Here is a 12,738-nt window from a genome sequence, read left to right as displayed (position 1 = left end):
AGGGTTGGCCCTTACCAGCGCAATGTGGGCAAAAGGTGACAGGTTTTTTACTCAAACCTAACGCATTTCGGTGGGCGCATTGGCTCCGATCAGCGTCAGGCCGGACGTCAAAACGTCCGAAACAGCCTGCACCAGCCCTAGTCTGGCATGCGTCAATTGTCGGTCGTTAACCTTAACAAAACGTAAGTCGGGATTGTCGGTGCCGCGGTTCCAGTGTCCGTGGAAGCTGGAAGCGAGTTCGTAGAGGTAAAATGCCAGCCGGTGGGGCTCGAGCGCGAGGGCCGCGGCTTCGATCAGCCGAGGATATTCGGCGAGCTTCCTGATCAGGCCGATCTCACCCTCGTCGGTCAGCAAAGCCACTTCGGCGGCCAGCTGGTTGCGGTCGAACATGGCCTCGCCCAATTGCTCGCTCGCCTGCCGGAACACCGAATGGCAGCGCGCCGAGGCATACTGCACGTAGAATACGGGATTATCCTTCGACTGCTCGGTCACCTTGGCGAAGTCGAAGTCGAGCGGCGCGTCGTTCTTGCGATAGAGCATCATGAAGCGGATCGGGTCGCGGCCGACCTCCTCGACCACTTCGCGCAAGGTCACGAACTCGCCCGACCGCTTCGACATACGAACCGGCTCGCCAGCGCGAAACAGCCTCACCAGTTGGCAAAGCAGCACGGTAAGCTTGACCTCGTCGCCGGCAATCGCCCGGGCAAGCGCTTCCAGCCGTTTCACATAGCCGCCATGATCGGCGCCAAGCACATAGATCAGATCGACGAAACCGCGATCGACCTTGTCCTTGAGGTAAGCGACATCGGCGGCGAAATAGGTGAAGGTGCCGTCCGACTTGACCAGCGCCCGATCCATGTCGTCTCCGACTGCGGTCGAGCGAAACAGCGTCTGCTCGCGGTCCTCCCAGTCCTCCGGCTTCTCGCCCTTGGGCGGCGGCAGCTTGCCCTTATAGATGTGGCCCTTCAGCGTCAGGTCGCTGATCGCCGAGCGGATCTTCTTCGCATTGTTGGCATGCAGCGTCCGCTCGGAGAAGAAGACGTCGTGATGCACGTTGAGCAGCGCCAGATCCTCGCGGATCATCGTCATCATCGCATCGATCGTCCTGTCCTTGACGATGGCAAGCGCCTCTTCGTCCGGCATCTGCAGCAGGGAGCGGCCGAATTCGCTGGCCAGCGCCTGACCAACGGGAATCAGATAGTCGCCTGGATAAAGCCCGGCCGGAATCTCGCCGATCTCATCGCCGAGCGCTTCGCGGTAGCGCAGGATGACCGAGCGTCCGAGCACGTCGATCTGCGAACCGGCATCGTTGATGACGTATTCCTTGGTCACGTCGTAACCGGCGAAGGCCATCAGATTGGCCAGCGCGTCGCCGACCACGGCACCCCGGCAATGGCCGACATGCATCGGCCCGGTCGGGTTGGCCGAGACATATTCGACATTGGTTTTCTTGCCGCCGCCGATCGTCGAGCGGCCGTAATTGCGGCCTTCGCCGAGCAGCGCCGTCAGATGCGCCTGCCAGAAGCCGTCCTTGAGCCTGAGATTGACGAAGCCCGGGCCGGCGATCTCGGCGGCCGCGATATCCTCGTCGGCGCGCAGCCCCTCGGCCAGCCTTTCTGCCAGCGCGCGCGGATTCTGGCCGGTCGGCTTGGCCAACACCATGGCAGCGTTGGTCGCGAGGTCGCCATGGCTGGCATCGCGCGGCGGCTCGACAGCGATGCGCGACAGGTCCGGCGACGCGCCATCCTTGTCTTTCAAATCAAGCGCTTCGACGGCCTTTATGATTCGCGCGTTGAAATCGGCGAAGATGTTCATTGCTGTGGCTCTGACGGTTTTGCAGGGGTCCGGCTCGCTGGCCGGCAAAATCGAGCCCGCCCTAGCTCAAATCCGGCGTATGGTCAAACAAACGCCTGTGTTCCTTGAGCGCATAAGTGTCCGTCATGCCGGCCAGGAAATCGGCAACACTGCGCGCCTTGACGCGGTCCTCTGCCCGGTCGAGCCCTTCGCGCCAGCCATCCGGCATGGCGCGCGGATCGGCGAAATAGACGTCGAACAGGTCTCGGACGATCTGGTCGGCCTCGGCGCGCACCCGCATGACGTCCGCGTGCCGGTAGAGATGCTTGTAAAGAAAGGCCTTCAGCTCCTTTTCCGATACGGCCGTCTCGGCGGAGAAGCTCACCATCGTCTCGCCGGCCGCCCTTACCGCTTCGGCGCTGTCAGGCTTGATGCGCGCCAGATTGGCCGTCGTCGAGACGATCACGTCCTCGACCATGATGGTGATCTGCCGGCGCATCAGCTCGTGGCCGGTGCGTACGTCATCGAGCGCCGGATAGCGCTGACGCACGCCCTTGAGGATCGACCCCGGCAGCGAAACGCCCTCCAGCATATCGAGCGTCAACAGCCCTGCCCTCAGCCCGTCATCGATGTCGTGGGTGTTGTAGGCGATGTCGTCGGCAATCGCCGCGCACTGCGCCTCGATACCGGCGAAGCGGTCGAGCTCGAGGTCGTGCAGTTCGGAATAGTCGCGGATCGCCTGCGGCACCGGCCCCTTCAGCCCTTTGCCCTTGGCATCGGTCAGCGGGCCATTGTGCTTGACCAGCCCCTCCAGAGTTTCCCAGGTGAGGTTCAGCCCGTCGAACTCGGCATAGCGCCGCTCCAGCCGCGTCACCACGCGCAGCGACTGCGCATTATGGTCGAAGCCGCCCCAGGCGGCCATCTTGTCGTTCAGCGCGTCCTCGCCGGTATGGCCGAAGGGCGTGTGGCCGAAGTCGTGCACCAGAGCCACCGCCTCGGCCAGGTCCTCGTCGCCGCGCAGTGCCCGCGCCAGAGCGCGTGCGATTTGCGCGACCTCGATCGAATGCGTCAGCCTCGTGCGGTAATGGTCGCCTTCGTGTGCGACGAACACTTGCGTCTTGTGCTTCAGCCGGCGGAACGCCGTCGAATGGATGATGCGGTCGCGGTCGCGCTGGAACGGCGTGCGCGTCGGGCTTTCCACCTCGTCGAACAACCGCCCGCGCGACTTTGCCGGGTCGCTGGCATAGGCCGCGCGCGGCCGATAGCCGAATCCGATGTCGCCCAACTCGTTGGTCATAGCGTATGCCGCAGTTGACTTGCCCCGTCGCGCTTCATACCTATCATACGAAACCGAATGCAAGGTGACGCCCATGGGCGCTGATGCCAAGACTGCCATGAAAGTCGAGATGACCGACGCCGCCGCCAGGCGGATCGCCAAGATTGTGACGAGCGAAGCCGGTAAGACGGCGCTGCGCGTTTCGGTCGAGGGCGGCGGCTGTTCCGGCTTTTCCTACAAGTTCGATCTGGTCGACAGGCGCAATGACGACGACGTCGCCATCGAAAAGGACGGCGCCACCGTACTTATCGACGACCTGTCGCTGGTCTACATGGGCGGCTCGGTAATCGATTTCGTCGACGATCTGATGGGCCAGTCGTTCCAGATCAGAAACCCCAATGCGGTCGCCTCCTGCGGCTGCGGCACCAGCTTCTCCATCTAGAAATGCCTCACATCGGCGCGGTCCGTCAGGTCGCGCTTTCCGCCGGGCGCGACCTCGATGCGACGCTGGCGTTTTGGCGCGAAGTGCTCGGCATGAGCCTGCACGCGCGTTTCGACCCGCCGGGCATCGCCTTCATCCTGGCCGGTGACGTGCGCCTGCTTTTCACCGACGGCCTGCCGGCCGGCACCGTCTATCTCGATATATCGGGCCTCGACGAGTTCCACGCTTCGGCAAAGGCCGCCGGCATCCCCTTCACCGCGCCGCCAGCGCTCGTTCATCGCGACACCGAAGGCCTGTTCGGCCAAGCCGGGGAAAGCGAATGGATGGCCTTCCTAAAGGACCCGGCAGGCAATACGATCGGCCTTGTCGAACGTCATCCACCGGATCGCTAGTCTCCGGACCACCAGCCTATCGAGGCCGCCATGAAAATCGTCACCTGGAACATCAACGGCGTTCGCGCCCGCATCGGCAATTTGACCCACTGGCTGACGGAAAGCGCGCCCGACATCGCCTGCCTGCAGGAGATCAAGACGGTCGACGACCAGTTTCCTCGCGCCGAGATCGAGGCGCTCGGTTACAATGTCGAGACTTACGGCCAAAAAGGCTTCAACGGCGTCGCCATCCTGTCGAAGCTGCGTTTCGATGAGGTCAATCGCGGCTTGCCGGGCGACGATGCCGACGAACAGGCGCGTTTCATCGAGGGCGTATTCTCGACCGACAAGGGCGCCTTGCGCGTTGCCTCGATCTATCTGCCGAACGGCAACCCGATCGACGACGAGAAGAAGTTCTCCTACAAGCTTTCCTGGATGTCGCGACTTGAGCGCTGGGCTGAGGAGCGGCTTGCTCTGGAAGAGCCGCTGGTCCTGGCCGGCGACTACAATGTCATCCCCGAGCCGATCGACGCGAAATATCCGGAAAACTGGCTAAGCGATGCACTGTTCCAGCCCGCGACGCGGCAGGCGTTCCGGCGGCTGAAGAATCTCGGCTTCACCGAAGCCGTGCGTGCCGTCACCGACTCCGCAGACGTCTTTACGTTCTGGGACTATCAGGCCGGCGCCTGGCAGAAGAACAACGGCATCCGCATCGACCATTTGCTTCTGTCGCCCGAAGCCGCCAACTGGTTTTCCTCGGCTTCGATCGAGAAGCAGGTGCGCGCCTGGGAAAAACCCTCCGACCACGTGCCGGTGGCGATCGATCTGGCGCTGCGGCCAGCCTGACCGGACCTGCTGTCCGGCGGCACATTGATAAGTTGACCTCTTATCGCCACAAATCGCGCGCTTGATGCGAAATCATCATGGTGGCTGGGGTTCCCATGACTACTCGATTTGCACTCTGCCCGATTGGCTGCGCGCTTGCGATGGCGGTGGCGACGCCGGCTTTTGCCGATGCAGAGTGCCTTGCCAACGGCAAATCATTCCAGATCGGCCGGGTCGCCTGTCTGACGCCTGCCGGCCAAAGTTACCTCGCCCGTTGCGAGATGGTGCTCAACAACACGTCCTGGACAAAGCAGCGGGATGGATGCCCGGAGGACACGCCGGCCCCGCATTTGCAAGGCACACCGATCTCAACGCCGGCGCCCAGCGGCATGCCGGCGGAACCGAACGAGAATTGATCTCAAAACGGAATTTCTGCCGGCCTACTGGTCGCCGCCACCCTTGGTGAGGATGTCGTCGGCCAGCGAGATCGCGGTGCGGCGGTCGGCTTCGCCGGCGGCGGCAAACGCTTCTTCCTGCATGCCACGGATCCATGGCTGGTCGGCAGGTGAGGCCCGTTCGAGCGCCGCGGTCATCATCGCCAGCCCTCGCACGATCTTGCCGCTTTGGAAGAGCAGATTGCCGAGCGTCGCCTGCGCGCCCGCATGGCCCTTTTCGGCCGCCAGCTGGAACCAGCGTCCTGCCTGCTTGACGCTGGCCTTGACGCCGCCCTCACCCTTGAGGAACATCTGGCCCATCTCGAACTGGGCATTCGGATTGCGGTAGTTGGCGGCGGCACGCATGTAATATTCCTGGGCCGCCACCTCGTTCTCCTCGACGGGGCTGCCGGGAATGCCCTTCCTCAGATAGTCGCCAAGCGCCACCAATGCGTCCGAAACATAGCTTTCCTCGGGCGAACCGGGCTCGACATCCTGGTCGACGATCTCTGAGAAGAACTTGAACGCCGCGTAGTCGTCTCGCGCCACGCCATCGCCTTCGGCATACATGCGCGCAAGCTTCCAGGTGGCGCCGATCTGGCCGTTCTCGGCGGCATATTTATAGGCTTCCGCGGCCTGCTCCTTATGGCCGTTCTTGTAGGCGGAAAAGCCGAACTGGAACACCGCCCACGGGCTCGACTGCGGCTTCACGCCGGTCTTGTCGTCGAACACCTTGTCGTCAAAGGCCATGGCCTGGCCGACGGCGCCCAAGGTCGCGCCAAACGTGGCGAGCGCAACCATTGCCGAAAGGACAGACGACCTCAACAACTCAGATGTCCGCATAGCAGTGTGTTTCTTTGGCACCGCCGGGATGGGTGACCGCGCCGTCGCGGGCAGATCCGACCGTCTGTGCGTATTTCCAGATCGCGCCCGATTGATAGTCGGTCGTGCGCGCCTTCCATGCCTTTGCCCTCGCCGCCAGTTCGGCTTTGGACAATGCAACCTCGATCGTGCCGTTCACCGCATCGATCGAGATCAAGTCGCCATCCCTAAGCAGCCCGATCGGGCCGCCCACTGCCGCTTCCGGCCCGACATGGCCGATGCAGAAACCGCGCGTTGCGCCCGAAAAACGCCCGTCGGTGATGAGCGCCACCTTGCCGCCCATGCCCTGGCCGTAGAGAGCCGCCGTCGTCGACAGCATTTCGCGCATGCCCGGGCCGCCGCGCGGACCCTCGTAGCGGATGACGAGAACCTCGCCTTCCCTATAGTTGCGATGCGTAACCGCTTCGAAACATTCCTCTTCCGAATCGAAGCAGCGCGCCGGACCCGAGAATTTCAGCTCCGTCATGCCGGCGACCTTCACGATCGCGCCTTCGGGGGCAAGGTTACCCTTCAAGCCCACGACCCCGCCGGTCTGGGTAATCGGCCTGTTGGCGGGACGGACCACATCCTGGCTGTCATTCCAGGAAACATGTTCCATATTTTCGGCCAAAGTGCGGCCAGTCACCGTCAGGCAATCGCCATGAAGGTAGCCATGGTCGAGCAGCGTCTTCATCAAGAGCGGAATGCCGCCGGCCTCGAACATGTCCTTGGCGACGTACTTGCCGCCCGGCTTGAGGTCGGCGATGTAGGGTGTCTTCTCAAATATCCTGGCCACGTCGAAAAGATCGAACTTTATCCCGGCCTCGTGCGCGATCGCCGGCAGATGCAGCGCCGCGTTGGTCGAGCCGCCGGTGGCCGAGACCACGGTCGCGGCATTTTCCAACGCTTCCATGGTAACGATGTCGCGCGGGCGGATGTTCCTTGCGATCAGCTCCATGATCTTTTCGCCGGAAGCGAAATTGAAGCGGTCACGCATCTCGTAGGGTGCAGGCGCGCCGCAGGAATAGGGCAGCGCCAGGCCGATGGCCTCAGCGACGGTGGCCATGGTGTTGGCGGTGAACTGGGCGCCGCAGGAGCCGGCCGAAGGACAGGCGGCTTGCTCGATCTCGAGCAGCTCGGCGTCGCTGATGGTGCCGACCGAGTGCTGGCCCACCGCCTCGAACACGTCCTGCACGGTGATCTGCCGGCCACGGTAGCTGCCGGGCAGGATCGAGCCGCCATAGATGAAGATCGACGGTACGTTGAGGCGCACCATGGCCATCATCATGCCGGGCAGCGACTTGTCGCAACCGGCCAATCCAACCAGCGCATCGTAGCAATGGCCGCGCATGGTGAGTTCGACCGAGTCGGCGATGACCTCGCGCGACACCAGCGACGACTTCATGCCCTGATGGCCCATGGCGATGCCGTCGGTGACGGTGATGGTGCAGAATTCGCGTGGCGTGCCGTTGGCCGCCGCCACGCCCTTTTTGACCACTTGCGCCTGGCGCATCAGCGAGATGTTGCAGGGTGCGGCTTCGTTCCAGCAGCTGGCGACACCGACCAGCGGCTGCGCGATCTCGGCCGCCGACAGCCCCATAGCATAGAGGTAGGAGCGATGCGGCGCCCGCTCGGGACCAACGGTCACGTGGCGGCTCGGCAGCTTGGCCTTGGAGATCGCTCTGGTGTCCATACTCGTCCTTGCCGCGGGCGGTGCGGCCTGCCTCTTCGCCTAGCCTTTTGGCGCGTGTCCCGAGACAAATTCGAGGTGCGCCGCGTTTATGGCGGGAAATGGGCAATGTTCCCGGGCGGCCGGGTGGCGCGAGGGTTGTTCAGAAACTGTTGCCAAAACGTCACAATTACAGGAGCGAACATCTTGGGGGCAATTGTTGCGCCGCCGAATGCCGGACGAGCGCCGAACGAACCGACCGGGCAGTGCCCGGCCGTTTTGTCGTTTAAGAATCCGTAGTTAGAACTTGATCTTAACGGAAGCCGAACCGGCCAGAAGCAGGTCGTTGTCGTAGCTATAGGTGACCGCATTTGCCTCGTCGCCGACACCGCTGAAAGTCGATGACCCGCTCGTCAGCACACCGATCGAGCCGCCGAGCCTGACCTCGACCTGATCGTTCGGCGAATAGGAGACGCCGCTGGCCACGGCCCAGGTATCCGACTGATAGCCAGAGGTCGTCGAGGTGCCGCGATCCCAGGTCAGCGAAACCACGCCCGACAATTGATCGGTGAACTTGTGACCGATACCACCGGTAACCGTCCAGCCGTCGCGATAAAGCAGATCGAATGAAACGGGCGAGGGAGCACCGGTCACCGGACTGCGCACGCCATTGATGGCAATAACGCCAAGCTTGCTCCACTCCTGCCAGCGGACGGAACCAAAGGCCAGCCAGCCAGGAGCTATGCCGCTCTGCAGCTTGAATTCCAGAGCTTGAGGTATCTCAGCCGACGCCGAGACTGGGTACACGCCGGTAGAGCCGGGAATCAGATCCGCTGGAAAGGCGCCCCTGAAGCCGGTCGTGTCGACGGTTCCCGACAGCCCGTCATATTTGTAGCTCGAAGAGTACATCAGGCTGGCGCGCAGAGCGATCTCGGGCATCTCATAGGCTGCGCCCGCACGCCAACCCCATGCCTCGTCGGATAGCTTGAAGACGCCGAGGCCGGTATTGCCGAAGGCGAGCAGTGTCTGACGGGAAAGAAACGCGTCTACCTGCTGGTAAGAGACACCGCCGATGAATCGTATGGCGCCCTTGCCGACGTTCACCTTATAGGAGCAGGTGAGACCGAAATCATCTGTGTCGACGGCGTATTTGACCGCTGTCGGCGAATAGGCGTTGTTCATGCCGAAATTTGCATCCGCACCATACGGTCTCGTATAGGTGGCAAGACAGTCTACGGGCTCAAAGATGTTGGCCTTGATGCCGACATGCGGCACCGCATAGTCGCCACCAACATCCACCGCCGATGTCGACAAACCCGAGCCATCGAGACGCTGCACATTCTTGAGTTTGCGCTGTGGCGAAACATAGGTGACGCCCGCATCGAACGAATATGGCGCCGCGTCGAACAGCTGGTCGATGTTGACGCCGCCCCGGTCAAAGCCCCCGGCTTGCACCGTCCCGGCAAAAGCCAGCGAAAAAGCCCCCGCGCCCAGCAGCACTTTCAGACGCGAACAACACATGAATCTCCTCCCCGAAATGTCCTTGCATCAAGCTAGAACCAATTCAGGTTAACGGCGCAACAACGAATTCGCCGTGCGTACACGTATACCTTGGCGGAACGCATTTCCGACAAGGTGTCGGCCTTCTTACCGAGGCGGGAAAATGGCCGCCTCAATACAAATCGACGAGAAAACTCGGGAAAACCGCCTAAATCACCAGGGAACAGGGAATTTTGCCTGCCCGGCCGGCCATTGTTACATTATGGCAACAATGGGGCAAAAACATTCAGTTTGCCTCAAGATTTACGCTGCGGAATGCCTGTTTTCGTGGCAGGCGGCCTAGCTGGAAAGCAGATTCGTGACCGGCGAATCTATTGCGGCCAGCCGGCCCAGTTTGTTTGATCAGCCCGCATCGCGCACCCGCGCCAATGCGACCGAAAGCTTCTCTTGCGCCTCGCGATATTCGGCGAGTTTTTCACGCTCGGCCTCCACCACCTCTTCCGGCGCGTTGGCGACGAATTTCTCGTTGGACAGCTTCTTGTAGAGCCGCGCTATTTCCTCGGTCACCTTCGCAAGCTCCTTGTGCAGGCGCGCTGCCTCGGCGGCAAGGTCGATCAGGCTGCCGAGCGGCAGGCAGATGGTCGCCTCGTTGACGACGATCTGGGCGGATCCCCTGGGTGGCGCCTCGGCGAGCGAGATGTCGCCGACCCGCGCCAGACGCTTGATAGCCGAGCCCTGACGCTCGAGCCTTTCGTGTGTCGCGTCGTTGGCGCCGATCACCACGAGCGGTGCGATAGCCGCCGGCGGCACGTTCATCTCCGAACGCACCGAGCGGATGCCGGAGACAAGGTCGATCAGCCAGTTGATATCGGCGGCGGCCGCCTCGTCCTCGAAGTCGGGCGACGGCCATGCCGCATGACAAAGCAGCGATTGCCGTTGCCTGCCCTCGCCGGCGGTTTCGGCCCACAGTTCCTCGGTCATGAACGGCATCATCGGATGCAGCAGCTTGTAGATCTCGTCGAGTACGAAGGCGACGCATGCCCTGCTCTCGGCCTTGGCCGCCTCGTCGGCGCCCATGAACACCGGCTTCAGCAGTTCCAGGTACCAGTCGCAGAACTGGTTCCAGACGAACCGGTAGGCGGCACCCGCCGCCTCGTTGAAGCGGTATGAGGTGATGCCGTCCGTTATGTCGCGCGCGGCTCGCGTCAGCTCCGTCAGGATCCAGCGGTTGACCGCCAGCTTGGCGTCCCGCAGCCAGAAATCGTCGTCGCGCGCCACTTCGTTCATCTCGGCGAAGCGCGTCGCGTTCCATAGCTTGGTGCCGAAATTGCGATAACCGGCAATGCGCGCCGGATCGAGCTTAACGTCGCGCCCTTGCGCTGCCATCACCGTCAAGGTGAAGCGCAGCGCATCGGCGCCGTATTCGTCGATGAGCTCGAGCGGATCGATGACGTTGCCTTTCGACTTCGACATCTTCTGCCCGTTCTTGTCGCGAACCAGCGCGTGGACATAGACCGTATGGAACGGCTCCTGGTCCATGAAATGCAAGCCCATCATCATCATGCGGGCGACCCAGAAGAAGATGATGTCGAAACCGGTCACCAGCACGTCGGTCGGGTAATAGGTCTTCAGCTCCGGCGTCTGGTCCGGCCAGCCAAGCGTCGAGAACGGCCACAGCGCCGACGAGAACCATGTGTCGAGCACGTCCTCGTCGCGGGTCAGGATCTCGCCAGGCTGGAAATTCTCGAGCTTGTCCTCGACCCAGGCCTTCCACGGCCCTTCCAGCGCCAGATAATATTCGACGGCGGCACCGAGTGCCTCTTCCTCAGTCTTTTCGACAAAGACATGCCCGTCCGGCCCGTACCAGGCAGGGATCTGGTGACCCCACCAGAGCTGGCGCGAAATGCACCAGGGCTGGATGTTTTCCATCCAGTCGAAATAGGTCTTTTCCCAGTTTTTGGGCACGAAATTGGTACGGCCCTCGCGCACCGAGGCGATCGCCGGCTTGGCCAGTTCCGCCGCATTGACATACCACTGGTCGGTCAGAAACGGCTCGATCGGCACGCCGCCGCGGTCGCCGTGCGGCACCGTGTGGCGATGCGGCTCGACCTTCTCGAGAAAGCCGCCCGCCTGCATCAGCTCGACGATCTTCCTGCGCGCATCGAAACGGTCGAGGCCGTCGAGGCTGTCCCAGACGGCCTGGCGCTCCGGCGTCACGTCCAGTCCGGCGAGAAAGTCCTCATTGTCCTTGAGGCTCACCGCCGCATTGACGGTGAGGATGTTGACCGCCGGCAGCCGGTGGCGCTTGCCGACCTCGAAATCATTGAAGTCATGCGCCGGCGTGATCTTGACCGCACCACTGCCTTTTTCGGGATCGGAATACTCGTCCGCCACCACCGGGATCCTGCGGCCGACGATCGGCAGGATGAGGTTCTTGCCGACAAGATGCCGGAAACGCTCGTCGTCGGGGTGGACTGCGACAGCCGTATCACCCAGCATCGTCTCCGGGCGGGTCGTCGCAACGGTGATGAAGGTCTTCGGATTTTCCGGATCGAAGGTCATGCCTTCGACCGGATAGCGGAAGTGCCAGAGGTTGCCGTTGACTTCCTGCTGCTCGACCTCGAGATCCGAGATGGCGGTCAACAGCTTCGGGTCCCAGTTCACAAGGCGCTTGTCCTTGTAGATCAGCCCTTCCTTGTAGAGCGTCACGAACACTTCGAGCACGGCCTTGGACAGGCCCTCGTCCATGGTGAAGCGCTCCCGGCTCCAGTCGGCCGAGGCCCCGAGCCGCTTCAGCTGGTTGAGGATGGCGCCGCCGGACTCGGCCTTCCACTCCCACACCTTGTCGATGAACTCATCTCGGGTCAGGTCGCGGCGGTGGATCTGCTTCTCCATCAGCTGGCGCTCGACCACCATCTGCGTGGCGATGCCGGCATGGTCCATTCCCGGCTGCCACAAGACGTTCTTGCCGCGCATGCGCTCGAAGCGCACCAGAATGTCCTGCAGCGTGTTATTGAGCGCGTGGCCCATATGCAGCGAGCCGGTGACGTTCGGCGGCGGGATGACGATGGTGAAGGCTTCAAGCCCCTCCTCGGCCCCGGCACCGGCCCGAAACGCGTCGGCCTCTTCCCAGATCCTGGCAATCTTCGGCTCGACGGCTTTGGCGTCGTAGGTCTTTTCGAGCATGGGAAAACGGTCCGCGCTGTCCGGAATTTGTGGTCCGGTGTAAATCGGAAGGTTGTTGCCAAGTCAACCGCAAGGGCGGCATGGCCAATAGATAGCGCCGGGATGGTTCGGTGCAACTCGCGGGACTGAATGTTGCAAGGCAATCGCTTCAGGTTTGCGCTGCCCCTCATTGCCCTGCCGGGCATTTCTTCCCGTACAGTGACGGGGAGAAAAACGCCTGACTGAAGTTTTCGCCAGTCACGAACGTTGCGGAAAAGGCGCCTAAATTGCGGTCAACCCCTTCTCCCCGTCACTATACGGGGAGAAGGTGCCGGCAGGCGGATGAGGGGCAGCGCCGACTTCGACAATTCGCCGGTCGAGCGCCGCCCATTGGCGGCTCT

At 62.4% G+C, this 12,738-nt stretch carries 10 protein-coding genes; 4 read left to right on the top strand and 6 right to left on the bottom strand.

Annotated features, from left to right (window positions below):
- Positions 1 to 57: 57 nt before the first annotated feature.
- Together argS and NKH78_RS13210 are read right to left on the bottom strand one after the other, a co-directional pair.
- Positions 58 to 1,815, bottom strand: a complete 1,758-nt coding sequence (gene argS / locus NKH78_RS13215) for an arginine--tRNA ligase (RefSeq protein WP_352737149.1) — start codon at positions 1,813 to 1,815, stop codon at positions 58 to 60.
- Between the two features lie 61 nt (positions 1,816 to 1,876).
- The gene (locus tag NKH78_RS13210) at positions 1,877 to 3,091 is read right to left on the bottom strand and encodes a deoxyguanosinetriphosphate triphosphohydrolase (protein ID WP_352689945.1); all 1,215 of its coding nucleotides are present in this window, start codon (positions 3,089 to 3,091) and stop codon (positions 1,877 to 1,879) included.
- A gap of 73 nt (positions 3,092 to 3,164) precedes the next feature.
- On the opposite strand from NKH78_RS13210, the gene erpA reads away from it, so the two are divergent.
- From erpA to NKH78_RS13190, 4 genes are all read left to right on the top strand, one after another.
- Positions 3,165 to 3,512, top strand: coding sequence for an iron-sulfur cluster insertion protein ErpA (gene erpA, locus NKH78_RS13205; RefSeq protein ID WP_352737150.1), 348 nt, complete (start codon positions 3,165 to 3,167; stop codon positions 3,510 to 3,512).
- A gap of 2 nt (positions 3,513 to 3,514) precedes the next feature.
- The gene (locus tag NKH78_RS13200) at positions 3,515 to 3,904 is read left to right on the top strand and encodes a VOC family protein (RefSeq protein ID WP_352479794.1); all 390 of its coding nucleotides are present in this window, start codon (positions 3,515 to 3,517) and stop codon (positions 3,902 to 3,904) included.
- 30 nt (positions 3,905 to 3,934) lie between these two features.
- Positions 3,935 to 4,729: an exodeoxyribonuclease III gene (gene xth / locus NKH78_RS13195; RefSeq protein ID WP_352737151.1), complete on the top strand. Its 795-nt coding sequence runs from the start codon at positions 3,935 to 3,937 to the stop codon at positions 4,727 to 4,729.
- A 77-nt stretch (positions 4,730 to 4,806) separates the two neighbouring features.
- On the top strand, positions 4,807 to 5,124 hold the full coding sequence (locus tag NKH78_RS13190; RefSeq protein ID WP_254818311.1) for a hypothetical protein: 318 nt from the start codon (positions 4,807 to 4,809) through the stop codon (positions 5,122 to 5,124).
- A 24-nt stretch (positions 5,125 to 5,148) separates the two neighbouring features.
- On the opposite strand, the gene NKH78_RS13185 is transcribed toward NKH78_RS13190, so the two are convergent.
- From NKH78_RS13185 to NKH78_RS13170, 4 genes are all read right to left on the bottom strand, one after another.
- Complete coding sequence (locus NKH78_RS13185) at positions 5,149 to 5,985, bottom strand: tetratricopeptide repeat protein (RefSeq protein ID WP_352505838.1); 837 nt, start codon at positions 5,983 to 5,985, stop codon at positions 5,149 to 5,151.
- Positions 5,972 to 7,696: a dihydroxy-acid dehydratase gene (gene ilvD, locus NKH78_RS13180; RefSeq protein ID WP_352505837.1), complete on the bottom strand. Its 1,725-nt coding sequence runs from the start codon at positions 7,694 to 7,696 to the stop codon at positions 5,972 to 5,974. The genes NKH78_RS13185 and ilvD overlap by 14 nt, the downstream gene beginning before the upstream one ends.
- A gap of 276 nt (positions 7,697 to 7,972) precedes the next feature.
- Positions 7,973 to 9,193 carry an OmpP1/FadL family transporter gene (locus NKH78_RS13175; RefSeq protein ID WP_352737152.1) on the bottom strand — a complete coding sequence of 407 codons (1,221 nt, stop codon included), beginning with the start codon at positions 9,191 to 9,193 and terminating at the stop codon, positions 7,973 to 7,975.
- 381 nt (positions 9,194 to 9,574) lie between these two features.
- The gene (locus tag NKH78_RS13170; protein WP_352737153.1) at positions 9,575 to 12,358 is read right to left on the bottom strand and encodes a valine--tRNA ligase; all 2,784 of its coding nucleotides are present in this window, start codon (positions 12,356 to 12,358) and stop codon (positions 9,575 to 9,577) included.
- Positions 12,359 to 12,738: the final 380 nt, after the last annotated feature.

The sequence above is a fragment of the Mesorhizobium sp. M0910 genome (genome assembly GCF_040319465.1).
Taxonomy (GTDB): domain Bacteria; phylum Pseudomonadota; class Alphaproteobacteria; order Rhizobiales; family Rhizobiaceae; genus Mesorhizobium.
The sequence above is the reverse complement of the archived record's forward strand: the minus strand, read 5'-3'. Positions and strand labels throughout refer to the sequence as shown.